Origin of the sequence: Planctomicrobium mucosum (assembly GCF_051466335.1) — a bacterium.
Lineage (GTDB): Bacteria > Planctomycetota > Planctomycetia > Planctomycetales > Planctomycetaceae > Planctomicrobium.
The window spans coordinates 1,875,324-1,900,533 of the sequence record NZ_CP195793.1 but is presented as its reverse complement, the minus strand read 5'-3'; the positions used below and the strand labels follow the sequence as shown (position 1 = coordinate 1,900,533).

Below are 25,210 nucleotides of genomic sequence, written 5' to 3'. Positions count from 1 at the left end.
CATCAACACGCGCAAGAATCACTCCTCCGCGGGCCTCATCACAACTCTTCCCACCACGTTGAAACCGAGAAAGTGAACACAATGCCGATCCACTTCCAACCAATGAGCCGCCGGTCATTTCTGGCGAGCACAGCCGCGGCTCTGGCCAGTCTGACTGTCCTTCGCGTCGCCCCCGCTGCTGTTAAGAACGAGTCAATCACTTTCGCCCTGCTCTCTGATACCCACGTCCCCTCCAATCCGACAATCACAGGCCGCAACGTCAACATGACGGACAACATCAAAAGTGTTGTCAGCCAGATTCTGCAAATGAAGGAGAAGCCTGCAGGTGTTCTGATCAACGGAGACTGCGCCTACCTGCAAGGTCTGGACGACGACTACAAGAATCTGGCGAGCTGCGTGCAGCCATTGCTCGACGCTGAATTGCCGTTACACCTGCTCATGGGAAATCACGATAACCGCGAACGGCTTTACACACACCTTGCCCATCAGAAGCCGGAACATCCCCCGGTTGACTCCCGACACATCAGCGTCCTGGAGACTCCGTTTGCCAACCTGTTTCTGCTGGACACGCTCACGCAGACCAACGTTGTGACTGGTCAAATCGGTTCTGAGCAGATGGAATGGCTCGCGAAAGCACTCGACGAACGCAGCGATCGACCTGCGATCGTATTTGCACACCACACACCACAATTTCAGGCGCCAGAAGCCGGAAAGCCTTGGGGCGGTATCGAAGACACAGAAGCCTTCATCAACTTGCTCGAATCGAAAAAGAATGTGAAAGCGTTCGTCTTCGGCCACTCACATGTCTGGAGTCACACGAGCAAGGGCGATCTGCAACTGATCAATCTCCCCGCTGTCGCCTACACCTTCAGCGACGAAGTCCCCAACGGATGGACCATCGGGAACATCACCTCCAAAGGGATGACATTCCAACTCGTTGCCCACAGTACAGAACACCCCAAGCAGGGGGAAACCTTCAAAGTGTCGTTTGAGTAGAAGCTACTCAATCAGCGACACAATTCCTGCGATCTCAACACAGGGGAGCGATTCGAAAAATTGCTCCCCTGATTCATTTGACCATCGACGTGGATTGCGTGATCGACAACTGGAAGAATCGATCACCACGCAAGAATGACTGTTCCGGGGTAATCAGCTGTGTTCGAATCTGTGTTCCGAGATGACGAGACATCTGCTCGTTTCAAAGAGCGTCTCTCGAAATTCGAATGGAAGTGAAGCCTCGATACGATCGAACCCTTCAAGTGATCAACACAACAACTCGCACGACCATCTCAGGTGGACAAACCCATCAGAACACGTCAACATCATAAGTCGCTCTCGATCAATGCGCCTACTTAATAAACCGGAAGCTCCGTGATGGTGTAATGAGAAGTCTTCATAGGCAGACGGACGGATTTACTATTGTGGAATTGCTCGTCTCATTAGCAATCACCGCGGTGCTCGTCGCGATCTTCCTCCCCGCTGTACAGAGAGTTCGCGAGGTCTCACGACGCAGCATTTGCACCAACCATCTGAGGCAATTTGGGTTAGCGATTCACGCTCATGCTGACACAAAAAAGGAATTCCCGTTTATTCACGAGCTTCATATCGAGTTGCTACCGTATCTTGAACAGTCCGCACTCTACCAGCAGATTAAAACAAACACCCTCACAGCTGGAGCGCCTGACATTCCCGTGATGAAGTGTCCTTCGGACGCTCAAGTTCCCTTTAACGTGGAACGGACAAACTTCGCAGCTAATATCGGAACGAAATTTCAGAATCACGCGGAAAATGGTTTTTTCCACAGCTTCCTCAGAGGAAATAGAACCCGCCCCTCGGACATCACGAATGGACTGTCAAATACATGTGCGATGTCCGAATTCCTTATTCAAAATGTACAGGGAAGCTATCCGGTTACGGAGAACTCTCAGGAGCTCCGTTATCGTGGAGACCGTCGTCGGACGATTTGGATACTCGCTGAGTTCTATCTGGATGAAAGCGAATTGCCACTGGCAGCTGCTGAGTGCTGGCAAGTCGCTCCAACAAACCACGTTACAGTTCCTCCTCGTGGGTTCTTCTGGTCAACTGGCTCGCCACTAGCGGGGAAATACAACCATATTCTCCCGCCGAACTCTCCGTCCTGCGAAGCCAGCGGGCAAGGAGCGATGATACTCAGTGCCGGATCCGAGCATCCCGGCGGCAGCAACTGTTTATTCGGCGACGGGCATGTCGCTTTTCAATCAGACCAAATTGATGCAGAAGTCTGGAAGTCGATGGGACGCCGATCCGAAACAGTAGGGGCTGCTTTCTAGGACGGAAGAAGTCGATCCCCGACATCGTGCAAATTAAAAATGAGCACACTCAACAGTGTTACTGTTCAACCTGAAAACGAACAACCTCAATCCCTCGATGCGTCCGCGGCTGTTGATAAGGCAATTCCAACTCTCTACTGAACTGAAACGATCCATTCAAATCCCTCTCTCCGGGAGAATTTATGATTCACCGAATTGCCTTGCAGGCACTCTTCACGCTGATCGCTGGATGCGAACGACCTCCCGAAAAAGTCGAGAACACCATCCCAGCACCTGAACCGGTAGCCATCGACCTTGAAAACGGAAACCGGTTGGAATTTTTTGAACACGCGAAATTGTCCAAGACAGGACTCCAACTCCATCCAAGAAAGCGGTTCAAATTCCAAGGGCAAATTCAAGCCCCTTGTGATGAGGTCATGAACGTACTCCTGAAATTTCAGGTCACTAAAAACTCTTCAAAATGGATCGATGCAGATTCCTTTGTAATTCCATCGTCGAAATTCGAATGCAAAGACGGAACAATCACCTGCAAAGCCCAGATACAGACTCCACAGTATTTCCCGAATTGCAAGTACCGACTGATCATCGAAGTGATTAAAAAGGATCGAAAAATCGACAAGATTGCAGAGTACACAAACTTAACCATCAAGAAGATTGATTAACGCCAGTCAGTCTCCGGGGCGTTTGACAGCCAATGGAGGCAAAAACCCCATCAAATGCTGCGATTATCACCTCCGGAACGTCACACTCTAGTGAGGGCGATTTAGTTCACTTCTGAATCTTGATCCATCTCGAGCACACTGGGAGACCGATTACTTCACGGCCCCCTCAAACCCATTGCTGAAATTCGCAGTAGCGCGATCATCCTCCCCAGCCGCGGGAGCACTGAACAGCACGCTTCCACTCGGAGGAGAGTTTGGTTCGCGTTTCCTCGTTCATTTTTGGTTCAAACTGCTGGTCGAGGGTCCAGTGCTTCGTCAGTTCTGACTGATCCTTCCAAACCCCAACCGCCAGCCCGGCGAGGTACGCTGCTCCGAGTGCAGTGGTCTCCTGAACCTTTGGACGTTGGACCGTGACGTCCAACAAATCTGCCTGAAACTGCAACAGCGAGCGGTTGACCGTGGCACCGCCATCGACTTTCAGAGTCTGCAACGGAATCCCGGAATCCTGCTGCATGGTCTCCAGCACGTCCATTGTCTGATATGCCATCGCTTCGACTGCAGCCCGTGCGATATGAGCTTGTGTGGTTCCTCGCGTAATTCCGACGATTGTCCCACGGGCAGTAGAATCCCAGTACGGCGTCCCCAGACCGACGAATGCGGGTACGAAATAAACTCCGCCTGTGTCCTCGACCGAAATCTGTAACTCTTCGACTTCATCTGATCGGTCAATAATCTTCAGCCCATCACGCAGCCACTGCACCGCTGCCCCGGCGATAAAGACAGACCCCTCCAGGCAGTATGTCGTCTTGCCACCAATCTGCCATCCGATCGTGGTCAACAGTCCGTTTTCCGATGTGCGGGGCTGTTCGCCAATGTTCATCAACATGAAACAGCCGGTTCCATATGTGTTCTTCGCATCTCCGGGTTTGAAGCAAACTTGACCAAACGTCGCTGCCTGTTGGTCCCCGATCGCGCTCGCAATTGGAATCGGCCGCCCGAACAGTGCCGGGTCCGTTGTCCCCATCTCTCCACTGGAAGGTACGACTTGTGGAAGAATGTTTCTGGGGACATTGAAAAGTTCCAATAACTCGCTGTCCCATTCGAGCGTCCGAATGTTGAATAACTGAGTTCGGCTCGCGTTACTGACGTCAGTTGCGTGAACCTTCCCGCCGCTCAGCCGATAGATCAGAAATGAGTCGATTGTTCCAGCAAGAACTTCACCCTGCTCTGCCCGCTGCCTGAGCCCGGGAACATTGTCAAGGAGATATTCGATTTTGCTTGCAGAGAAATAAGGGTCGATCACCAACCCAGTTTTCTCTTGGATCATCGCAGCGTAACCATCCCGACGAAGCTGTTCGCATCGCGGAGCCGTAACGCGACTTTGCCAGACGATTGCGTTGGCAACAGGTTTTCCGGTCCCCTTTTCCCAAATCACGACGGTTTCCCGCTGATTCGTGATTCCAATGGCTGCGACGGCCTCGGGATCGCGAACTGATTGCAACGCCTGCTGGGCGGTCTCTAATTGAGTTTGCCAGATTTCTTCCGCATCATGTTCGACATGTCCCGGCTTGGGGTAAAACTGTCGAAACTCTTTCTGCGAAATTTTCAGCGGGGTTCCCTGCTGATCAAACAGAATCGACCGGCTCGAAGTAGTACCCTGATCCAGAGCGAGGATGTACATAGAGAATTCCATCAAAATCGGACATCAACGGAACGCCTTGCCAGACAAGGCATTTTCATCGTGAATGTTCTGCTCGTGTTCCGCAAGCCGAAACCAGCAAAGGAATTGAATTCCGGACTTTTCGTGAGACAAGAGTTGTCGATTCAGCTTCATCCGCTGTTCTCCTTTCGTCCCGAAGCCGAATCCTCTATTGTTCCAACTCACATTTTTCAATGTAGGAATGCATGAACATGGCGAATGAAACTCTGCACGCGGATGTCGTTGTTCTTGGGGGTGGACCTGGAGGGTACCCTGCCGCTTTTGAGGCAGCTGATCACGGCAAGAAAGTAATTCTCATCGATCAGGACCCACAACCGGGTGGTGTCTGCCTGAATCGTGGATGTATCCCCTCCAAGGCGTTGCTGCATATCGCCAAGCTGATTCATGAAGCAGATGAATCGAAGGATTGGGGCGTGACCTACAACGCACCAACCATCGACATCGACAAAGTTCGCAACTTCAAGTCGTCGGTCGTTTCGAAGCTGACAGGCGGAATTCGCCAGCTTTGCGATGCACGCGGAGTCAAACTGATTCAGGCACGCGGAACGTTCGAAAACTCCTCGACCCTGAAATTGTCACACGCGGATGGCAGCACCAGCAAGGTAACATTTGACACTGCGATCGTCGCCGTCGGCTCGCGACCAGCGATGCCCAAGATGTTTGATCTGGGAGATGACCGCATCATGGATTCGACAGGCGCACTCAGCCTGCCTGAAATTCCAAAGAGCCTGCTCGTCATCGGAGGAGGCTACATCGGTCTCGAAATGGGTTCAGTGTACTCCGCCCTCGGATCGGAAGTCACAGTTGTAGAAATGCTCCCGGACATCCTGATGGGGGCCGACCGCGATCTGGCGAATCCTCTCAAGAAACGGCTCCAAAGCCAGTTCAAAGCGATTTTCACCAACACCAAGGTCAAGTCACTCAAATCCTCACCAGAAGGTATCGTCGCGGAGCTTGAAGGCGAAGGTGTGGAATCACCACAAACCTTCAGCCGCGTGCTGATTTCTGTCGGTCGTATTCCAAACGGTCTGGGAATCGGGCTCGAAAACACCAAGGTCAAAGTCACCGAACGCGGTTTCATCGAAGTTGACCGCTCAATGCGAACGGCTGATCCCAAGATCATGGCGATTGGCGATGTCGCCGGCGAGCCAATGCTTGCTCACAAAGCAACTCGCGAAGCGAAGGTCGCCGTCGAAGTTCTGATGGGCGAACCAGCAGAGTTCGACAATGTCGCTATTCCAGCGGTTGTGTTCACTGACCCGGAAGTCGCCTGGTGCGGACTGACAGAAACACAGGCCAAAGAACGCGGCCAAAAAGTGACTGTCGTCAAGTTTCCATGGGCCGCTTCGGGACGAGCACAAACGATTGCCCGAACAGAAGGTCTGACAAAGTTGATCGTCGATCCCGAAACCGAACGCGTGCTCGGGATGGGAATCGTCGGACCTGGGGCTGGTGAATTGATCGCCGAAGGAGTTCTCGCGGTTGAAACCGCAGCAGTTGCAAGAGATCTGGCGGAGTGCATTCACGCACATCCAACACTCTCTGAATCGATCATGGAGGCAGCTGAATCTGTGTTTGGACAGGCGACTCATAAATACGCGCCGAAGCGCAAGTGATCATCGGGATCTTCAAGAACAGTCGGCAGGGCCGTCCGAACGCGAGACGAACCTGTCGACCATTCTTGACCGTTGACCTCATGAACCGATGGGTCACAAGTCACAACCTGCCGTCGAATCCTTACTGACGCGATCCGCGTCGACGACTCCAGAAATTTCGTTGCTCTAAAAATCTGCGACGCACGATAGAGCGATCGAATCAGCCTCACGCGACTCGTCTAATTCTGGTTCATTTCCACGACGACCTTCTCAATTTGCGATCCCGCTTGGTCGTAAATCTCTCCACGTCGAATTGCACACTGCTTCGGCGCTTCAACGCAGATCTTCACTCGATTCCCTGAAATCGCAGAAACGGTCAGCAGAACGTTATCTCCGATGTAAATACTTTCGCCTGCTTTCCGTGACAGTACCAGCATTATTCCCTCCATGTAGTTGTTGGTTCAGATCTCTCATGAAAACGCGAACCGAGATGCATCGGATCACACAGTTACTCCAATTTTGCGAATCCCGCGCCGATTAGACGCAGACCTTGAGAAAAAGTTCCCAATGCTGTGTAAAATTCACAATAATTACCTCGAATCACCCGCAAGCGTTTGCCTGAGTTCACTAAAATTCCCACAAGAAGCAGATTAGGTCTCCCAACTTGACCTCGCCGCCCTGGGGTCGCCACAAACCTCACTGCTCAAAGAATGACTTCGCGAGTTCTCGTTCGTAGAGACGAACATTCAGGGATTAAGATGGAAACTCTGACGCCGAAAGAGTCGATATCACAGAGAGCAGACGGCAATGCTCTCCAGACTCCTGAACATAACCAAACCCCATAACGACAGTTATGTCAAACGAGCAACAGTCATGGATCGACTTCAATCAGATTTGCAGAACGGAACTACTCAAATCGGCAACCGATATTATGGAAAATCGACGTTTGAGGAGTTAGGTTCTCTAAAAAGGATCGCCTGTCCGCTTTTCTGTCTTGGGCTTCTCCTCACCGGTTGTCAGCAGGAACAGAAGCCGCAGCCATCAGTTCCCGCAATTGAGCAAGTCGTGACATCTACGACTGCTGATTCTCCGGGTTTGATTGAACCGTCATCTGCCCGTGAGCTCAAAGCGGATTCGATCGTTCAGAAGCCAGACGATTCTGTCGCGCGACAGCTTTTCGAACAATTGCTCGCTCCGCAATCGGATGCATCATCCTGGGATGAACTCCACGATAAACTGGTTCAGCAAGGAGAGAGTGCCGTCCGAGTTCTCGCAGAGAACATTGGATCCGAAAGCACTGAAGCAAAAGAACTTGCGGTCTCAACGCTGGTTCTGTTCGGGCCAGATGCAGCCCCCGCTCGGGAAGCATTGCTCAACTGCCTGAACGATCCAAATGAATTTGTTCAATCAAATGCAGTCGCCGCCCTGCTCCAGATTCCAGACCAAACGGATGAAGTTCTCCCGACACTACTCAAGCTACTGAAAGCAGACGACCCTCAGTTGCGAATTCAAGCAGCGTTTAATTTAAATGCAACGGGAACATCTGACGCAAACTTGATCGCTTCAATACAAGACGCTTTGAACATCGATCAACCAGAAGAAGTGTTTACACAGCTTTTCGAAGTAGCGGGACGAATTGGACCTCCTGCTGAGTCGCTCATTCCTCGACTCGAGAGAATTGCACAGGAACAAACTGGTGATTTGGGTTCTGCTGCTCAAACGGCGATTCAGCTGATTAACGGCGAGATGCCGGCGATTGACGACTCCAACGAAGACACTCCCAGCGAGTGAAACCAGATCACGAGTTCAGTTCATCTCAAATGACTGACCTGAACCTGAATTGCCCCAGTAAGTTAAGTAAGCAGTCGTTCTGCTTAACCATACTGCTGAGGGCATCGGCTTTCGAACAGAAATCGTACCGGTCGATTCCTCTGAAATTCCTTCACGACAAGGGAAGTTGAATTGGCATGCTAGGTTGAGCTGCTGCAGACAGCCCGCCGCAAGGGTCGCCTGCAACAAGAGGTGTCCACCGCCAACGAATTCAATTCGACCCCGCAGGAATGCAGTTTTCATCTTCGACGGCGATCGAGCAGTCGGGGCTGACGCTTCCTCATCTCTCTACCGGTTCTTGCTTCCGGGGCTCACAGCGAATCCACATTTTCGAGGGCATTTTCAACAGGGGCAGATCGAATTGCTCGCCTGCGAAGAGGGCTCCTCTGGAAAATTCGCACGCTAATTCAATGAGGCACAGGTGCGAATGCTCATTCTGGATCTGCTAGCTGTGCAGGTTGAGCAACGAGAACCGGGCAGAATGCGAAAGAATCAACTTTTGGCGCAAAAATATTGTTTGCGAACCAGAAGCGGGGATCGATATGATCTTTACATACTCGTTACTGACAGTCTGCACCCCGCTTTTCAATTGCATCACGAGAAACGAGTTCTCAAGGTCTCATTGTCCCCCAGGGTGCTCCCGAACGAATTTCATCACAAAAAAGCCAAGTCCACTTACGGTGGCTCCATACGAGGCTGAAATGAATCTTCGACTGACCGCGTTCTCTTGCTGTGCAGCCCTCCTTCTTTCAGCACCACTTCTCCAGGCTGGCTCAGATCGTCCGCTGACCAAGACTAAGTTCGATCCCGATGCAAAACAGGTCGAAATGTTCACTTCGATCGATGAAGGGGAGATCGAGGTAAAAGTCATTGCCAGAAATTCGACAGGAGGCAACCTGTTGATCACCAACAAAACGGACGAGCCGCTCTCGGTTCAGCTGCCAGAAGCATTCGCTGCCGTTCCAGTCTCCGCTCAATTCGGCATGGGTGGAATGGGAATGGGCGGTGGCATGGGTGGAATGGGAATGGGCGGCATGGGAGGAATGGGCGGCATGGGAATGGGTGGCATGGGTGGAATGGGAATGGGCGGCGGCATGCAATCCATGGGCGGAGGCATGGGGGGCATGGGCGGAATGGGCATGGGCGGAATGGGAATGGGCGGCGGCATGGGCGGAATGGGCATGGGTGGCATGGGCGGAATGGGAATGATGCAGTCCATCCCGGCTCAGAAGACTCTCCGTGTGTCATTCACCTCTGTCTGTTTGAACCATGGCCTCAATGAGCCAAATCCCAAAACAAACTTCGTCATCATGCCCATTGAGGACTACACCGCAGATCCAGTTCTCCAGTCTCTGATTTACATGGTTGGAACTGGAAAGCTCGATCAACGAAGTGCTCAGGCAGCAACATGGCACGTGACAGACGGCATGAGCTGGGATCAACTGGCTGCGAAAGGAACTGGACCAGTAAGGGTGCCGGGAGACAATTACTTCTCGCCTCAACACCTGAACTCTGCAATCCAGATTGCCGGGACTGCTAAAACACTCGCTGCTGAGCGGATTCAAAAAGATCCAACTATTGCTCAGCCAAAAACTCAAAGCCCAACCCGCAATCAACTGAAGTAGGCAATGATTTCACCTCGAAGAGGCAGCAACCCTTTTAGCGCGCTGCCTCTTCAATCAAGTTCAGTCCCAATTGCAATTGCTGAAGCTGTCCTCGTTTGCCTGTTATCGGGTAGATGCGCGTGAGGCAGTTCAATTGCCAGCGGACTCGGCGTTCAGAAATGCCCCGAAGAAAATGTGAAGCTCTCCAACGACGGGCTTCCGAACGTCCTGACTGAAAATCAGTGCAGCGACGTCATCAAATCTCTTTTCACAGAACAAGTCGCTCACCATCACTGGTTCGCTGAAGGTCTCAGACTTCGCCCGAGCGATTAATCCTGTTGCAGCGAATATTCCAAAAACACCAGCGGGCAGTGTTTCCAGATCTAGGGATCGCATCAACGAACCCATCGAAACACACTAATGTCAGAGTTTTCCTCGGTGATTGAAGTTTGCCTCCCCCTTCTCCCCTCCGATACCATTCGAGCAGAAGCTGGGTGACCTTGCGCGGAATTTGGCGTCCGGATTGAAGTGCAATTTTCAATAGCACTCGCTTCTGTCTGTACCTGTCGGTCCCACTCGACCAACGGTAGTCGTTGACATCCATTTTCCAATTCAATGCCATTCGCTGGTCTCTCGGGTTCCGTATGAATCGCCCTCTGATTGGTTTCTTGTCGTTCGCTTTGATTATTTCCGTTCAAGGAAGTCTCTTCGCGGATCGCCCTCTCTCGAAAACGAAGCTCGACCCGTCAGCAAAGCAGGTCGAAATGTTCTCTGCGATGGAAGAGGGACAGATTGACGTCAAACTCGTTGCTCGCAATGCCCTGGGTGGCAACCTGCTCATCACCAATAACACCGATGAACCACTGACCGTTCAATTGCCGGAAGCTTTCGCTGCCGTTCCAGTCTCTGCCCAATTTGGCATGGGCGGAATGGGAGGAGGCATGGGAGGAATGGGCGGCGGCATGGGTGGCATGGGAATGGGTGGCGGCATGGGAGGAATGGGCGGCGGAATGGGAGGAATGGGTGGCGGCATGCAATCCATGGGCGGTGGAATGGGTGGCGGCATGGGAGGAATGGGCGGCGGCATGGGCGGAATGGGAATGGGCGGTGGCATGGGAGGGATGGGTGGCATGGGAATGATGCAGTCCATCCCGGCTCAAAAAACACTCCGCGTGTCATTCAACTCAGTGTGCCTCAACCACGGCCTGAATGAGCCAAATCCTCGCACGAAATTCAATGTCATTCCGGTCGATCAATACACGCAGGATCCAGTTCTCCAGGCCCTCATCACCATGGTCGGGACAGGGTCACTCGATTCTCAAAGTGCACAGGCCGCGACTTGGCACGTCACCGATGGGCTGAGCTGGGAACAACTCGCGAACAAAGGCAAAGGCCCTGTACGAGTTCCTGGCGATAATTACTTCTCATCAGCGAACATTCAGGCTGCAATGCAGATTTCAAATGCAGCAAAGGCTCAAGCCGCTGAGCGTATGACAAACGAGCCAGATGAAGCAAAGCCAAGGACTCTGCCAACTCGCAATCAGCTGAAGTAACACAGCTTGGTCATGCTCGGTGTGATCCTGATCACAAACGGAAAAAGAGTCGCTCTTCGATATCGGAAGAACGACTCTTTTACATTGAGTATGCAGCACTCGCAGGTCGGTTCACAATAATTTGAGGCCGTGTTCGGTAATTTCATAAGGACGAATCGAATCATCCAGGCGACTGCCGCGATGTTTCGCCACGTACAGTGCTCGCCCCATTTTTGAGCCCTCCCTCACTTTACCCATAAGAATGATCGTGTTGGCGTTCGAAAAAACGTCACCGCTTTCGATGGGGCGAGAAATCAGTGCTTCAAGCATCATTTCATGGGAGGTGCACAGCATCAGGCCGCTCACCTGCTGGTAGTCGTAAGCATGACGTTTGACTTCCACCTCAAATTCGCGAAACCGCGCCCGCAACAAATCCCTCGCAACCCAGTCATATTCTTTACGAAGGATCTGATGGTAAACGTACTCGAACAGCTCGAACTGAAATGAGTCGCTCGCACGATCTGTCGGTTCCACGCCATCGATCACACAACGTCGAACGCCCTGGCAGAAGTTTCCGTAAAAGAAGGCGATCGTATCAATCAGCTTCCGGTTGATCTCCACTTTCCAGGCACGTTGCTCATCGAAATTCATGTCACTCATCGTGACACGCTTGCCAGTCTGTTGAAACAGGTGAAGAGCATCCCAGCGAGCGACATTCGGATCCCAGATCGACTCTGGACTCTCCAGCACCCAAGAAATTGGGCGATCACGGAATTTCCAATTGAACATCCGGTCCGCATATTCGACATGGTTTTGCGAGTCTCCTCGCGATGTCATATCAAACAGCACCCCGGTCGCCCCATCTTGCTCCTTGCCCTGATTCAGATACTGAATTCCCAGTTGCGTTTTTCCAATCCCCGTTGCTCCTAAAACAACGGTCAGGGTTCCCGGAATAAGCCCGCCCCCGAGCATTTCATCCAACTCAGGGATTCCAGTCTGATGCCTCAACGCCATTTTTGAACAACACCTTGTGAGTAGGGAGAAGTCGGACAGAACGAATCCAGTGTCACAGATCGGAATCAAATAAAAAAGGACGACGGAAGATCTCATTTCAAAGACCGTTTCCGTCGTCCAATTAACGCGATTAGTATAGGTCAGCTGTATCCTGTTCAATGACAGGAGAACCATCCTGATGCGTCACATCAGCTCCCACCTGAATCAGTTTGTGAACGAACCGACGTGCAATTCTGGCCTGAAACTGGACTCGATTTTCGTCGTAATCGGTCGTCGTGACGTCTGCGTGTTCTTTCAAAAACGCAGGAACTCGTCCATTGCTGACGTCGGCATGCACGACGACACGGAGGTAACCGTTGTCGAGTCGGTCTGCAACCGCTTTCTCCAGCTTGTCGAGCCCGATACGCTCCTTCGCGCTCACTGTGATGCAGTCTGGATACTTCGCCCGTAAGACGTCGATATTGGCCCGATTTTCAGAGGCGTCAATCTTATTGAGCACCAGAATCGGATTCTCGCTGTCGACTCCGAGAGAAGCCAGAACTTCATTCACAGTGTCGATCTGCTGCTGTGCGCGCGGATGGCTGGCATCGACGACGTGCAACAACAAATCAGCATGACGGGCCTCGGCTAACGTCGATCGAAACGAAGCAACCAGATGGTGAGGAAGATTCTGAATGAACCCGACGGTATCACTCAAAAGGATGTCACCCCATTGAGGGAGCTTCCACTTCCGCGTCTTTGTTTCGAGCGTCGCAAACAATTTGTCCGCGACATAGACATCAGCATTGGTCAGAGCGTTCATCAACGTGCTCTTCCCGGCGTTGGTGTACCCAACGAGGGAGACGGACATTTGCTCAGAACGGCTGGCGACTTGCAACTCGCGGCGTTTCTCAACTCCTTCGAGCTTTCGCTTGAGCTCATCGACCCGCTTGTCGATCAAACGGCGGTCGGTCTCAAGCTGCTTCTCTCCGGGGCCTCGTCCACTTCCGATCCCCCCCTCGATACGCTCCAGGTGGGTCCACATCCGCGTGAGCCGATTACGGATGTACAGAAGCTGAGCCAATTCGACCTGTAGTTGAGACTCATATGACCGGGCATGAGTCGCGAAGATGTCCAGAATCACTTCGCTCCGATCGACGACCTGAGTTTTCGTCAGTTCTTCGATGTTCTTCCCTTGATTTGGAGAGAGGTAATTATCGAAGACAATCAGATCGGCACCGCAGGCTCCAACGAGGTCCTTTAACTCCTGTACCTTCCCTTTTCCAAGGTACGTGGCTGGGTCAGGACGCTCGCGCACCTGCATCATCGTCCCAACGACTTCCGATCCCACGGTTTCGACAAGGCCATGAATCTCTTCAAAAACCTGTTCCTTCAGCTTCGCCTGATCTTGATCACGAACCGCCACCAGAACACATTTTCTGGCATGGACCTTCAGAGACTCTCGTTGTAACTCACCCAAACGTGTTCGCTCCTGATTGATTGTTAAGGATCAGCGATCCATACGATCGCATCTCTCCTGATTTTACGATATCCGACAACAATTTCAGAGACGAATTTTCATGGGACTGACGCCAACCTTTAGAAATACTGAATTTCATCTGATTTCGAATTGAAAACGGCGACTTCCGTCGTCTTCAGGAATCATGGACAATTCCCGTCGCCAGTAGGTTCAGCCATAAAACTGGATCGAAACAATAGACGAAATCTCACACGTACACCATGATTTCTACATGACACCATTTCCGATTCACCTTCCCACTCTTCAAAACTGGAGCTGCCATAACTGTGGCGGCTGCTGCCGGCAGCACGCCATCGCGATTACTCCGGAAGAGAAGTCCAGAATCGAATCGCAGAAATGGACTCCTGCGGACGGAATCCCCGCGACGCAGCCCCTGTTTTCGGAATCGAAGAGTCTGTTTGGCGGGAGCAAAACGTTTCTGGCGCATCAGCCAGATGGTGCCTGCGTTTTTCTCAACGAAAAAGGACTCTGCAAGATTCACGCGAAGTTCGGGGAGCCCGCCAAGCCGCTTGCATGCCGGATCTACCCCTATGCTTTTCATCCGTCCGGAAACGAAATCACAGTGAGTCTGCGTTTCAGCTGCCCTTCGGTCGCAGCGAATCGAGGCAGATCACTACTTCAGCAAAAGTCGGACATCCGGGAGATGTCGCAACTCGTCGTGCCTGAACATTATCAGGGTCGACTCCCTCCCAAACTGACCGATCGCTCACAAACTCACTGGGAAGACACGCTTCGAATTGTTGAATCGCTCGACCACTCGATGGGACGAGAAGCAACACCAGTCGCGGTCAAACTCCTCCAGACATTGTTCTGGCTCGATCTGATCTCGAAGGCCAAGTTGCACAAGATCCAGGGGGAGCGATTGCAGGAATTGCTCGAACTTCTCACGGAAGCCTCGACCATTGAAATCAGTGAACTCCCAGAGGCCGCGCCGCCGTCTGCGATTGCTCAGTCGCAGTTTCGACTCCTCTGCGGGCAATACGCCCGTAAAGACACTGCCGACAACATCGATCTCTCCTTCCGTGGACGCTGGCGACAAATTCAAAACGCCACCAGACTCGCAAAGGGAACTGGCAGCCTGCCCCCTCTCCACGAAGGTTTGGCGGAGATCCCATTCAGTGCACTCGAGGCGGTTCGGACTCAACTCACCCCGGAGTCCGAAGAGATGCTGACTCGTTACTTCCGAGTGAAGATTCAAGGGATGCACTTTTGCGGGGCGGCCTACTACAACATTCCCGTCGCTGAGGGATTTCAAAGCTTGTCGTTGGTCTATCCCGCAGTTCTTTGGATCGCGAAATGGCTGGCTGCATCTGAGTCGAAAGCGGAGGCTCAACACGATCACGTTTTGAAGGCGTTGACGATCGTCGACCATCAACACGCCTACCTCCCCGCTTTAGGCCAGTGGGCTGCTCGCCGACGTGTGAAAAATCTCGTCGCCTCAGAGGATCTTCAAAAACTGATCGTCTGGATTCAGCAAACAGGCGATGGTCCTGAGAACCAGCCCACTTCGAAATAATCTGGTCCGCGCAGCCAAGACCTTTTTGTTCTGAGCACTGGTGTTTGATCAGCCCTTGATCCGGTCTTTCGAATCTGTGACGCCGACGTTCTGTTCAATGAAATGGATCACGCGTTCTGCGACATCGATTTCGGTCGCTTTTTCAATCCCTTCCAAGCCAGGGGAAGAGTTCACTTCCATCACAACTGGCCCGTTGTTGGAGCGGAGGATGTCGACCCCCGCAACCCGCAAGCCGAGAAGATTCGCTGCCTGCAATGCGGTCTGTGTTTCCTGTTGAGAAATCTCGACGTAGCTCGCGGTTCCGCCTCGGTGCAGGTTCGAACGAAACTCTCCCTCTTTGGCAGTGCGCATCATCGAGGCGACCACTTTGCCATCAACGACGAAGCAGCGAATATCGCTCCCGGATGCCTCTTTAATAAACTGCTGGACGAGAATGTTTGCGTCGACACCTCGAAACGCCTCGATGACGGCCTCGGCTGCTTTGCGGGTTTCGGCAAGAATCACGCCGACTCCTTGAGTCCCCTCCACAATTTTCACGACAAGTGGAGCGCCACCGACGATGTCGATCAGTCCCCCGATATCTTTTGTCGAATGGGCAAATCCTGTCACCGGGAGCCCGACCCCTTCGCGAGAGAGCAACTGAAGACAGCGTAGCTTGTCGCGCGACCGGGTAATGGCCTGCGATTCGTTCGCTGAGAAGATCCCCATCATTTCGAACTGGCGAACAACCGCTGTCCCGTAGAACGTATGCGACGCCCCGATTCGCGGAATCACAGCATCGACATCATTCAGTTCACGACCGGAGTAAACCACAGTAGGGCGATGTGAGGTGATATTCATGTAACAGCGCAGGTAGTCGATCACCTGCACCTTGTGCCCTCGCCGTTCTCCTGCTTCCTTGAGACGCCGTGTTGAATACAACGACGCCTTCCGGGAAAGAATGGCGATTTTGAGCGAGCGAGTCGAAGGAGCCTCATCCGCTGGCAATGAATCGGCTGGAGCAAAGAAATCGAGGTCGTTCGTTGACATAAAATACGCCGATTGCAGATGAATTTCGTCCCTGTTTGGGCACCAACCGAGGAGTTTATCCGACTGCGATAGAGGTTTGCTACAGGGCGAACGCGGGGCGAACAGGATTTGCAATCACCGGGAAAGAGTTGGAAATCCGCTGATGCGACGTTCAAATATTCTGACGCCGAAAAGAAAATCAAGGGGAGATTTTCTCTATTTCCTTTTGCTGGACGGAATTCTCGTGCGGTCAAGGAAAGAACTCCCGACATCGACCAGAAATCTCCCCCGGAGCGCCTCCCGCCCCAACAACATCCGAAACCCCATCTGGTCCCGATTCGCCAATGTCAATTCGATCATCCAGCGTTGATCGAACAATTGGACTTCGGTTTCAATAACTGGTCGCTCCGACAGATGCCCGTTCGAACTCCGGACGGACCGCATCTCCAGCAACGGAGCTTCGACCTCGACCGCCAACCGGGCACTTTTTTGACGCGGATGGACCTGAAATCGCACGTAATCCTGACCACGATTCTTGAAAATCTCGATTTGAAACGCGTGAAGGGATGAAGTGAGCGCCCCGGTATCGATCTTCGCTTTGATCGCGGAAACTTCGAGTTCTGGAAGTGCCACCCATTCCCGCCAACCGATAATCGAAGCCGATCTTCGTGCTTTGGCCATGAGATCCCTATTTCCGCTTCAGATGAACTCGAGAACGCAATTCGAACTCATTCGCAAATGCCGACATCTGTACAGACTCTTCCCACTCGTCGCTTTACGCGATTACAATCTAGCGAACGCGGTTCCTGACTTGCGAGCCCTGCAATGCGTTGTCCTTCTGAAAATTTCCTTCAATTTCTGATTGATCAGTTATGCCCGTTGAATACTTAATCGACGGATACAACCTGCTCCACAACGCTGGACTTGCCCGGGGAAAACTCCGTCCTGGCGAGTTCGAGAAGATGAGAGATAAACTCCTCAAGCGACTTCAACTCAGTTTGACCGAAGAAGAGCGAGTCCACACGACAATCGTTTTCGACGCCCAGTACGCCCCCGACTCTGATCGTCGACCGATGAACATTTACGGCATGCAGGTCCTCTTCTCTCCCCGTGGACGTCAGGCGGACGACCTGATTGAAATCCTGCTCTCCGGGAACTCCACCGCCAGCGACATTACCGTCATTTCATCCGACCATCGCTTGCACAGGGCGGCCCGAGCCTCACGCGCAAAATTCATGAGTAGCGACGCGTTCCTCGTTGAACTCGATGACCGGCGAGAAGCCAGCAGCCAATCAGAAGACGCCGCAAAGGAATCCAACTCCCAGGATCCGAAAGACGCGTTTGGTACCGGCAAAATTGACTCTGCCGGATGGCTTGAGGAATTCGGAGACATCAGCGTCGATTCCATTGAAGCAGAGGTCACAAAGGAACTGTCAAGAAGTCGCAAATCGACGACGCCAGAAAAGCCTGACGCATCTCCGACACTTCCCTCCGCCGGAAATTCAACCCCACAGAAGGGGGTGAACCCTCTGATTGAAAAGTCGCCGCAGCAGGTCCACCAAAAGCAGCACCGCCCACCTCCTGCGGTGAAGTCGGAACAGATGCAGACCGACGATGCGGAAGAAGCCTCGATGGCTGAACTCGATTTCTGGCGGCAGCGGATTCAAGATCTCAAAGATGATCCGTCGCTGGACTTTCAACCTCGACGTCAAACGAAGCAGGCCCCCCCGAGCGCATAGAGAAGCCTGATTCGAACTCAATGACTCAGGGGGATGCCAGCGCAGCTTTTCGGACTTCACGAGCCCCCGCTTCTACTGCAAGTCGATGGACAAAGCCGATCTTCTTGGCCACTTCTTCCCCGAATACTTCTGGGACCAGATCCTTCAATCCCATTTCGCGGTTGAGTTCGTTAGCCAGAATTCCAACCTGCTTGTAGTCAGCGATCAAATTTTCGAAGTGCTGACTGCGTAGCTGCTTTCCAGGAAGATTCTTGCGCGTATCTAGAATACTCATCATGTCGAGATACGCTCCAAACGTTTCCGCAAAGTCTTCCCAAGGATGCATCGTCGCATACGCCGAGATGTAATGTGACTCCCAATTCGGAAGCGGGCCGTTCTGATAATAATTGTTCAACGCTTCCTGATAAGTCGGGCTTCTCTCGTCACCGAAGATCGCTCGGAATTCATCTTCGACCTGACCGAGAACGAGCACATCCCAGTAGTAATGCCCCAGTTCATGGCGGAAATGTCCGACGAGTGTCCGTTGCGGTTCTGCAAACGCCACGCGTGCTTTCTCGCGCTCAACATCGTCCGCTTCTTTAATGTTGATCACGATATGACCTTGATCATGCCCCGTGAAAACGGGCTTCTCCCCGTCTGCCATAAAATCAAATTTCAGCGGCAGAGTTCCATCTCCATCACCGCGGCCGATCGGGAGATTCAGTTCCTGAATTGTGAAGAGGACGCGACGTTTTGCTTCCTCCAATCTTGCCCAAAGCTTGTGGTTCTCCGGAATTGACAAATCCGGAATGACTTCCGTCAGCTGGCAGCACTGGCAAAGTGATCGATTGTCTGCCACATCACCGGCTGCGACTGGCGTATTGTCGCTCACTGCGACGCACCAGTTACAGATGTTCTCGAACGAATAGTTATGGCACTTTTTCAACAGGATCTGACACTCAAGATTCGAGCAGGTGTAAGTCCCATCTTCATTGGAATTCAATCCAACGACCCCGCGGCACCCGGGACAAAAACCCGTCTCTCGATTGCACTTGAGACAACCCGTATTCCCAAAATACAACCGGTTACCGCACTCACAAAAAAACGTTTTCATGAAACAACTCGAGTGGTTCTGCGTTCGAAATCCGAGCCTGGCCGAGCACTTGCCGGATGCTGATATAACCAGTCCTCCGACCGAGAAACCGGTACCAATGCATTCAGCAAAGCCTATGCCGACGGGTCACTGCCACTCCGGCGCAGCTCAACCAAAAAAGCCCCGTCTGATTGCCAGACGGGGCTTCGTGTTCAAGCGAACTCGCGAAGACGTGGATTACTTCTTCTCGAACTCTGCGTCGATGACGTCGTCATCACCACCTTGCTGACCGGCAGCGTCGCCTCCTGCAGCACCAGAATCGGCACTGCTGGACGCTTCGTAGATGTGCTTGCTCAGTGCGTGATTTGCCTGCTCAAGATCATCCATCGCGGACTTCAGCCCAGCGAGATCGTCACCCTTCTCGAGCTGCCGAACCTTTTCGATAGCAGCTTCGATTGCAGCCTTCGCAGAATCGTCCAATTTCCCTTCGTGCTCTTTCAGAGTTTTCTCAGTCTGGTAAACGGCATTCCCTGCTTTGTTGCGTACTTCAGCCAATTCGCGACGTTTCTTGTCATCTTCAGCGTTCGACTCAGCGTCCTTACGCATCTTCTCAATTTCCGCTTCAGACAGTCCGCTGGACTGCTGAATGGTCACTTTGTGCTGCTTGCCGGACGACTTGTCCTTCGCCGACACGCTGAGAATTCCGTTTACGTCGATATCGAAAGTCACTTCGATCTGCGGAACTCCGCGTGGTGCCGCTGGGAGTCCTTCGAGATTGAACTGGTCGAGCAAACGGTTATCGCTTGCCATTGGCCGTTCACCCTGGAAGACCCGGACGGTGACTGCTGTCTGGTTGTCAGCCGCAGTGGAGAACGTTTCAGCCTTCGTCACAGGGATCGTTGTGTTACGCTCGATGAGAGCGGTCATCACGCCCCCTTCGGTTTCGATTCCCAACGACAATGGAGTCACGTCCAGCAGAACGACGTCTTTCACATCGCCCGCGATAATACCACCCTGGTAAGCTGCTCCAACGGAGACCACTTCGTCCGGATTCACACCCTTGTGTGGCTCTTTCCCGTTGAAGATCTTCTTCACGAGTTCCTGAACCATTGGAACGCGCGTCGATCCACCGACGAGAACCACTTCATCGATGTCTTTCGCTGTCAGTTTTGCATCGCGTAACGCCTGTTCAACTGGCTTGCGGCATCGCTCAACCAGCGAGTCGATCAGTCGCTCGAATTGCGAACGGCTGATGTTCATCTGCAAGTGTTTTGCTTCGAAAATGAACGGAAGATTGATCTCTGTGCTCTGCAGTGAAGAGAGTTCTTTCTTTGCTTTTTCGCAGGCTTCACGCAGACGCTGAAGAGCCATTGGGTTCTTGCGGAGATCAACACTTTGCTCTCGCTCAAACTCGTCGGCGACATATTTAATCAGTGCTTCATCGAAGTCGTCTCCCCCCAGATGGGTATCCCCCGCTGTAGAAAGCACTTCAACGGATCCTGTTTCAACTTCCAGAACAGAGACGTCGAAAGTTCCTCCCCCGAGGTCGAACACAACGATCTTCTCGTCCTGCTTCTTCTCAAGACCATAGGCCAAGGCGGCGGCGGTCGGCTCGTTGATGATTCGGGCGACTTCCAGACCAGCGATCTGGCCAGCATCTTTCGTGGCCTGTCGCTGAGCATCATTGAAATAAGCAGGAACGGTAATCACTGCTTTGTTGACGCGATGACCGAGATAGCTCTCAGCGGCATCTTTCAGCTTGGTCAGGATTTGCGCCGAGATCTCAGGAGGAGTGTAATCCTTCCCTTTAACGTCAACTTTGACGTACTCGTTTTTACCGCCGACGACTTTGTAGGGGACAATCTTCTCTTCAGATTGGACTTCGTCATGACGACGTCCCATGAAACGCTTAATAGAGTAGATCGTGTTTTCTGGGTTGGTAATCGCCTGACGTTTTGCAGGTTCACCGACCAGAACATCTCCTTTATCGTTGAACGCAACCACACTGGGAGTCGTACGAGCCCCATCCTGGTTGGCGATCACTTTGACTTCTCCACCTTCCATCACGGACACTACGGAATTCGTCGTGCCCAGGTCGATGCCGATGATTTTTTCCGAAACGGCCATGATTTTTTATTCTCCAGCGTATCAGCAAATAAATTCTTGAATTGGGAGTCAGTGTTGACTGCACTCTCTCCACGCAAACTTCGCGCCAAAATTAATCAACAACACTGTTATTCGTAACCAATTGCCATTTCAAAACTAACGTCAACCAACGACTGAGACCAACTGCCAACTTGGCACCGCAGCAACTTTGCAAACCGCCTACCCGACATGCCAAATCCGCAGGGCACCCCGATTCCCTGCTTCCGGACACACCTTTTCACCCAAACACGGTCCCTCAAAACAATCTCTGCAACGCACACAGCCTTCAACTTTTGCTCAACCAGCCACGTCGTCTCCATCGCGCCTTTTTCAAAAGTCACTTCAACAAAACCGAATCTGTGCGACTTCCGTGGCTGGCCTCCTGATATGGAACCGCGTCGTTGCGTGCTGTGTCGTCGCGGTTACAATGCTGGATTCCCTATTTTTCCCGCAGGCCCTCAAAGGCTTGCAGGTCTGGTTGAGCGAACTTCGTCGAAATCCTTCCAGGAAGTTGTCTCAGTCATTCAATGATTCCTGCTCCCGCAGATGGTGGCAGCAAACTGGTTATTACTATGACGTCTGTGGCTACATCCGCGGCTTCCCCACAACAGCAGGACACAATCCTGGTGCTCGACTTTGGTTCGCAAACAGCGCAGCTGATCGCTCGCCGCGTTCGCGATCAGCAGGTCTTCTGCCAGCTTGTTCGACACGATCTCACCGCAGCCCGCATCAAAGAGATTAATCCCAGAGGACTGATTCTCTCTGGCGGTCCTGCGAGTTGCTACGAACCGGGCTCACCACAGTTGGATCCAGAGATCTTCAATCTCGGCATTCCTGTTCTGGGAATCTGCTACGGAATGCAGGTCAGCTGCCGAGCATTGGGCTGCGAAGTGAAACCGGGGACATCGCGTGAATTCGGTTCAACCGAAATGCACTGCGATAATGACAACGCTCTCTTCAAGGGTCTCCCTAAGACGTTCACCACGTGGATGAGTCACGGGGATCGAGTGGAAAATCTGGACGATCAATTTGTCGTCCTCGCAAAAACAAAAGACTGCCCAAACGGAGCCATCCGGCACAAGACGAAGCCAATTTACGGGCTGCAATTCCATCCAGAAGTTTCTCACACTCAACACGGCGAGCACCTGATCGGCAACTTCATTCGCAATATTTGCGGATGCAAAGGAAGCTGGAAAATCACCTCGTTTATCGATCAGCAAATCGAAGAGATCCGCACTCGTGTTGGAACGAGCCGAGTCATCTGCGGTCTCTCCGGCGGTGTTGATTCCTCTGTCGTCGCGGCGTTGCTCTACAAAGCGATCGGCCCGCAATTGACCTGCATTTTCGTCGATAACGGAATGCTGCGAAAAGGAGAGCGCGAACAGGTCGAATACGAGTTCAGCGAGCACTTCAAAACCGACCTGCGAGTGGTCGATGCGGAAGCGCTATTCCTCGACGCACTTGCTGGCGTGACCGACCCGCAGGTGAAGCGTAAGACGATCGGCAAGATCTTTATCGATGTCTTCAAAGACGAAGCGAAGTCCATCGACGATGCACGATTCCTGGCGCAGGGAACGCTGTATCCCGACGTCATTGAATCTGGTGCAAATCCGGACGGACCAGCAGCCACAATCAAATATCACCACAACGTCGGCGGTTTACCAAAAGAGCTTGGATTCGAACTGATCGAACCATTGCGAATGCTCTTCAAAGACGAAGTCCGTCGCATGGGTCTCGAACTGGGACTACCCGATTCGCTGATCTGGCGGCATCCATTCCCCGGCCCGGGGCTGGCAGTTCGCTGTCTGGGAGAAATCACCAAACCACGGCTCGAGACGATTCGTGAAGCAGATGCAATCTTCATTGAAGAGCTTCTCGAGACAGGAAACTACCGAAAGGTGCAGCAGGCATTCGTCGTTCTTCTCCCGCTGCAAACAGTGGGAGTCATGGGGGACGGTCGCACCTACGAAGAGGTGATCGCACTGCGGTCCGTCGACACCGATAATTTCATGACCGCTGACTGGTCCAAGTTGCCATATGACTTGCTTCAGCGAGTCTCGACGAAGATCATCAACAGCGTGCGTGGGGTGAACCGCGTGGTCTACGACATCAGCTCGAAGCCACCCAGCACAATTGAATGGGAATAGTTTCAACGGGTTGAGAACATGGACATCAACTCATGGCCAGTGAGAGCTGCCTGCCATGAGTTGAACCACGACCTCCCGAAACGACGATACAGCCGGAGCGATGGCATGCAGCCAGTGATCGACATTCGCAACGTCTCCAAACGGTTTCCCGGAGTCATCGCACTCAACTCTGTATCGTTCGACATTCGACCAGGCGAGCTCCACTCGATTTGCGGCGAGAACGGAGCGGGCAAAAGCACGTTGATGAAGATTCTCTCGGGAGTCATTTTAGACTACGAAGGAGAGATTCTCGTCAACGGCGAACCGGCCCGATTCTCTGGAACTCGCGACGCCGAAGCCGCAGGAATCAGCATCATTCATCAGGAACTGAATCTGGTGGATGAACTGAGCGTTACAGCCAACATCTTTCTCGGTAGGGAAATCCGCAAGGGACTCTTCCTGAATGAACGGGCGATGCACGAAAAGACCATCGCCCTCTTCCATCAACTCGGCTGCCCGATTCGCCCCGATCAACCGGTCAAAGAACTGAGAGTCGGTGATCAGCAACTGGTGGAAATCGCCAAGGCGTTGTCGCTCAATTCCCGCATTCTCATCATGGATGAGCCGACAAGCGCCCTCACTGAAAATGAAGTCGAGCGACTTTACCGGGTGATTGCGACTCTTCGCGAAAACGGAGTGACGATCCTCTACATCTCTCACAAAATGGAAGAGGTTTTCAAACTCTCCGACCGTATGACAGTGATGCGTGACGGCCAGCATGTCCGAACACTGACTCGCGATGAAGCAACTCCCACACAGATCACTCATCTGATGGTGGGCCGGGAGATTAGCCAGCAACGGCTCGGGGAAAACCGTTCACCCGGTGAAACACTGCTGGAAGTTCGCAACCTGTCCATGCAGTGGCCCGGACACGCGCGCAAGTGGCGACTGGAAAACGTCTCGTTCAAGTTGCGAAAAGGTGAGGTCCTCGGCATCGCTGGCCTGATGGGCGCGGGAAGGACTGAACTTCTGGAATGCCTGTTCGGGGCAAATACACATCCGATTCAGGGGGACATTCTCCTCGATGGAAAATCTGTCCGCTTCCGCCATCCGGCGGAAGCCAAAGATGCCGGCATCGCAATGGTCACTGAAGACCGTAAACGTCTCGGCTTGCTGGCACAGATGACTGTGCGAGAAAACATTACGATCTGTACATTGGAGGAGTCCGTCAGAAATGGACTCGTCAGCTCCCGACTGGAACGTGGATGCGCTCAGGATTCGGTCACTCAACTCAACGTGAAAACTGCGAGCGTGGAATCCGCCATCACCGGATTGTCCGGAGGAAATCAGCAGAAGTGCATCATCGCTCGATGGCTTCGCACGCACCCACGCATCCTGTTGCTCGATGACCCGACACGGGGAATCGACGTCGGGGCGAAGGCCGAACTCTATGAGATCATCGATTCGCTGTGCCGAGAAGGCCTTTCCATCATTGTGACCTCGAGCGAATTGCCCGAGTTGATCACCGTTTCCGATCGGATCTTGGTTCTCTGCGAAGGACGCCTGACCGGGGAACTCGCTCGCCATGAGTTTTCCGAAGAGCGAATCATGGAATTCGCGACACAATCTCCGTTAGCGGTTACCGCATAGTTCTGGTCAACCGTCGCGGGAAAAGAGATTGTCGCCAAGCAGATGTTCCCGCTCAGGGACTCGACGCAGAATTGCGCTGCCTATTCTTCGCTGCAATTCGCCCGTCAAAACTGTGACTCAGTGCGCTCATTTGCGTCACTCCGGCAGTTATAAATGACAATTTCATGAC

21 protein-coding genes are annotated in these 25,210 nt (G+C 52.7%); 11 read left to right on the top strand and 10 right to left on the bottom strand.

Features of this window, described 5'->3' with window-relative positions:
• The first annotated feature begins 81 nt into the window (after positions 1–81).
• The 3 genes from SH668x_RS07745 to SH668x_RS07735 all read left to right on the top strand — a co-directional run bounded on the left by SH668x_RS07745 (position 82) and on the right by SH668x_RS07735 (position 2,971).
• Positions 82–996, top strand: coding sequence for a metallophosphoesterase family protein (locus SH668x_RS07745; protein WP_437188119.1), 915 nt, complete (start codon positions 82–84; stop codon positions 994–996).
• Positions 997–1,382: 386 nt separating this feature from the next.
• Positions 1,383–2,309 carry a DUF1559 family PulG-like putative transporter gene (locus SH668x_RS07740; RefSeq protein ID WP_437188118.1) on the top strand — a complete coding sequence of 309 codons (927 nt, stop codon included), beginning with the start codon at positions 1,383–1,385 and terminating at the stop codon, positions 2,307–2,309.
• 182 nt (positions 2,310–2,491) lie between these two features.
• Complete coding sequence (locus SH668x_RS07735; RefSeq protein ID WP_437188117.1) at positions 2,492–2,971, top strand: hypothetical protein; 480 nt, start codon at positions 2,492–2,494, stop codon at positions 2,969–2,971.
• 199 nt (positions 2,972–3,170) lie between these two features.
• Here SH668x_RS07735 and glpK read toward each other — a convergent pair whose 3' ends face one another.
• Together glpK and SH668x_RS07725 are read right to left on the bottom strand one after the other, a co-directional pair.
• Positions 3,171–4,652 (bottom strand): glycerol kinase GlpK, encoded by a 1,482-nt coding sequence (gene glpK / locus SH668x_RS07730; protein WP_437188116.1) that lies wholly within the window; start codon positions 4,650–4,652, stop codon positions 3,171–3,173.
• A gap of 24 nt (positions 4,653–4,676) precedes the next feature.
• Positions 4,677–4,805 carry a hypothetical protein gene (locus tag SH668x_RS07725; RefSeq protein ID WP_437188115.1) on the bottom strand — a complete coding sequence of 43 codons (129 nt, stop codon included), beginning with the start codon at positions 4,803–4,805 and terminating at the stop codon, positions 4,677–4,679.
• Between the two features lie 77 nt (positions 4,806–4,882).
• On the opposite strand from SH668x_RS07725, the gene lpdA reads away from it, so the two are divergent.
• Positions 4,883–6,307 (top strand): dihydrolipoyl dehydrogenase, encoded by a 1,425-nt coding sequence (gene lpdA / locus SH668x_RS07720; RefSeq protein WP_437188114.1) that lies wholly within the window; start codon positions 4,883–4,885, stop codon positions 6,305–6,307.
• Positions 6,308–6,525: 218 nt separating this feature from the next.
• Here lpdA and SH668x_RS07715 read toward each other — a convergent pair whose 3' ends face one another.
• Entirely contained in the window at positions 6,526–6,723 is a 198-nt protein-coding gene (locus SH668x_RS07715) for a carbon storage regulator (protein ID WP_437188113.1), read from the bottom strand.
• Positions 6,724–7,159: 436 nt separating this feature from the next.
• Here SH668x_RS07715 and SH668x_RS07710 point away from each other — a divergent pair, with 436 nt between their 5' ends.
• A complete protein-coding gene (locus SH668x_RS07710; protein ID WP_437188112.1) occupies positions 7,160–8,077 on the top strand; it encodes a HEAT repeat domain-containing protein in 918 nt (305 codons plus the stop codon).
• Positions 8,078–8,817: 740 nt separating this feature from the next.
• Entirely contained in the window at positions 8,818–9,741 is a 924-nt protein-coding gene (locus tag SH668x_RS07705) for a hypothetical protein (protein WP_437188111.1), read from the top strand.
• Between the two features lie 129 nt (positions 9,742–9,870).
• Here SH668x_RS07705 and SH668x_RS07700 read toward each other — a convergent pair whose 3' ends face one another.
• Complete coding sequence (locus SH668x_RS07700) at positions 9,871–10,116, bottom strand: hypothetical protein (protein WP_437188110.1); 246 nt, start codon at positions 10,114–10,116, stop codon at positions 9,871–9,873.
• Between the two features lie 248 nt (positions 10,117–10,364).
• On the opposite strand from SH668x_RS07700, the gene SH668x_RS07695 reads away from it, so the two are divergent.
• Complete coding sequence (locus tag SH668x_RS07695) at positions 10,365–11,273, top strand: hypothetical protein (protein ID WP_437188109.1); 909 nt, start codon at positions 10,365–10,367, stop codon at positions 11,271–11,273.
• Positions 11,274–11,384: 111 nt separating this feature from the next.
• Here SH668x_RS07695 and SH668x_RS07690 read toward each other — a convergent pair whose 3' ends face one another.
• Together SH668x_RS07690 and hflX are read right to left on the bottom strand one after the other, a co-directional pair.
• Positions 11,385–12,266: an RAD55 family ATPase gene (locus SH668x_RS07690; protein WP_437188108.1), complete on the bottom strand. Its 882-nt coding sequence runs from the start codon at positions 12,264–12,266 to the stop codon at positions 11,385–11,387.
• Between the two features lie 130 nt (positions 12,267–12,396).
• The gene (gene hflX / locus SH668x_RS07685; protein ID WP_437188107.1) at positions 12,397–13,725 is read right to left on the bottom strand and encodes a GTPase HflX; all 1,329 of its coding nucleotides are present in this window, start codon (positions 13,723–13,725) and stop codon (positions 12,397–12,399) included.
• Between the two features lie 271 nt (positions 13,726–13,996).
• On the opposite strand from hflX, the gene SH668x_RS07680 reads away from it, so the two are divergent.
• Positions 13,997–15,301: a YkgJ family cysteine cluster protein gene (locus SH668x_RS07680; RefSeq protein WP_437188106.1), complete on the top strand. Its 1,305-nt coding sequence runs from the start codon at positions 13,997–13,999 to the stop codon at positions 15,299–15,301.
• Between the two features lie 48 nt (positions 15,302–15,349).
• Here SH668x_RS07680 and rimK read toward each other — a convergent pair whose 3' ends face one another.
• On the bottom strand, positions 15,350–16,330 hold the full coding sequence (gene rimK / locus SH668x_RS07675; RefSeq protein ID WP_437188105.1) for a 30S ribosomal protein S6--L-glutamate ligase: 981 nt from the start codon (positions 16,328–16,330) through the stop codon (positions 15,350–15,352).
• A 195-nt stretch (positions 16,331–16,525) separates the two neighbouring features.
• Positions 16,526–16,990, bottom strand: a complete 465-nt coding sequence (locus SH668x_RS07670) for an ATP-dependent zinc protease family protein (RefSeq protein ID WP_437188104.1) — start codon at positions 16,988–16,990, stop codon at positions 16,526–16,528.
• Between the two features lie 191 nt (positions 16,991–17,181).
• Between SH668x_RS07670 and SH668x_RS07665 the strand changes: the two genes are divergently transcribed.
• On the top strand, positions 17,182–18,048 hold the full coding sequence (locus SH668x_RS07665; RefSeq protein WP_437188103.1) for an NYN domain-containing protein: 867 nt from the start codon (positions 17,182–17,184) through the stop codon (positions 18,046–18,048).
• 25 nt (positions 18,049–18,073) lie between these two features.
• On the opposite strand, the gene SH668x_RS07660 is transcribed toward SH668x_RS07665, so the two are convergent.
• Complete coding sequence (locus tag SH668x_RS07660) at positions 18,074–19,141, bottom strand: zinc-binding metallopeptidase family protein (protein ID WP_437188102.1); 1,068 nt, start codon at positions 19,139–19,141, stop codon at positions 18,074–18,076.
• A 216-nt stretch (positions 19,142–19,357) separates the two neighbouring features.
• Positions 19,358–21,247 carry a molecular chaperone DnaK gene (gene dnaK / locus SH668x_RS07655; RefSeq protein WP_437188101.1) on the bottom strand — a complete coding sequence of 630 codons (1,890 nt, stop codon included), beginning with the start codon at positions 21,245–21,247 and terminating at the stop codon, positions 19,358–19,360.
• Positions 21,248–21,837: 590 nt separating this feature from the next.
• Here dnaK and guaA point away from each other — a divergent pair.
• On the top strand, positions 21,838–23,412 hold the full coding sequence (guaA, locus tag SH668x_RS07650) for a glutamine-hydrolyzing GMP synthase (RefSeq protein ID WP_437188100.1): 1,575 nt from the start codon (positions 21,838–21,840) through the stop codon (positions 23,410–23,412).
• 105 nt (positions 23,413–23,517) lie between these two features.
• On the top strand, positions 23,518–25,041 hold the full coding sequence (locus SH668x_RS07645) for a sugar ABC transporter ATP-binding protein (protein ID WP_437188522.1): 1,524 nt from the start codon (positions 23,518–23,520) through the stop codon (positions 25,039–25,041).
• Positions 25,042–25,210 lie beyond the last annotated feature (169 nt).

Coding starts and splice junctions, on each gene's coding strand:
- SH668x_RS07745 (WP_437188119.1), top strand. CDS start 82: ATGCCGATCCACTTCCAACCAATGAGCCGCCGGTCATTTCTGGCGAGC.
- SH668x_RS07740 (WP_437188118.1), top strand. CDS start 1,383: ATGAGAAGTCTTCATAGGCAGACGGACGGATTTACTATTGTGGAATTG.
- SH668x_RS07735 (WP_437188117.1), top strand. CDS start 2,492: ATGATTCACCGAATTGCCTTGCAGGCACTCTTCACGCTGATCGCTGGA.
- glpK (WP_437188116.1), bottom strand. CDS start 4,652: ATGTACATCCTCGCTCTGGATCAGGGTACTACTTCGAGCCGGTCGATT.
- SH668x_RS07725 (WP_437188115.1), bottom strand. CDS start 4,805: ATGAAGCTGAATCGACAACTCTTGTCTCACGAAAAGTCCGGAATTCAA.
- lpdA (WP_437188114.1), top strand. CDS start 4,883: ATGGCGAATGAAACTCTGCACGCGGATGTCGTTGTTCTTGGGGGTGGA.
- SH668x_RS07715 (WP_437188113.1), bottom strand. CDS start 6,723: ATGCTGGTACTGTCACGGAAAGCAGGCGAAAGTATTTACATCGGAGAT.
- SH668x_RS07710 (WP_437188112.1), top strand. CDS start 7,160: ATGGATCGACTTCAATCAGATTTGCAGAACGGAACTACTCAAATCGGC.
- SH668x_RS07705 (WP_437188111.1), top strand. CDS start 8,818: ATGAATCTTCGACTGACCGCGTTCTCTTGCTGTGCAGCCCTCCTTCTT.
- SH668x_RS07700 (WP_437188110.1), bottom strand. CDS start 10,116: ATGCGATCCCTAGATCTGGAAACACTGCCCGCTGGTGTTTTTGGAATA.
- SH668x_RS07695 (WP_437188109.1), top strand. CDS start 10,365: ATGAATCGCCCTCTGATTGGTTTCTTGTCGTTCGCTTTGATTATTTCC.
- SH668x_RS07690 (WP_437188108.1), bottom strand. CDS start 12,266: ATGGCGTTGAGGCATCAGACTGGAATCCCTGAGTTGGATGAAATGCTC.
- SH668x_RS07680 (WP_437188106.1), top strand. CDS start 13,997: ATGACACCATTTCCGATTCACCTTCCCACTCTTCAAAACTGGAGCTGC.
- rimK (WP_437188105.1), bottom strand. CDS start 16,330: ATGTCAACGAACGACCTCGATTTCTTTGCTCCAGCCGATTCATTGCCA.
- SH668x_RS07670 (WP_437188104.1), bottom strand. CDS start 16,990: ATGGCCAAAGCACGAAGATCGGCTTCGATTATCGGTTGGCGGGAATGG.
- SH668x_RS07665 (WP_437188103.1), top strand. CDS start 17,182: ATGCCCGTTGAATACTTAATCGACGGATACAACCTGCTCCACAACGCT.
- SH668x_RS07660 (WP_437188102.1), bottom strand. CDS start 19,141: ATGAAAACGTTTTTTTGTGAGTGCGGTAACCGGTTGTATTTTGGGAAT.
- dnaK (WP_437188101.1), bottom strand. CDS start 21,247: ATGGCCGTTTCGGAAAAAATCATCGGCATCGACCTGGGCACGACGAAT.
- guaA (WP_437188100.1), top strand. CDS start 21,838: ATGACGTCTGTGGCTACATCCGCGGCTTCCCCACAACAGCAGGACACA.
- SH668x_RS07645 (WP_437188522.1), top strand. CDS start 23,518: ATGCAGCCAGTGATCGACATTCGCAACGTCTCCAAACGGTTTCCCGGA.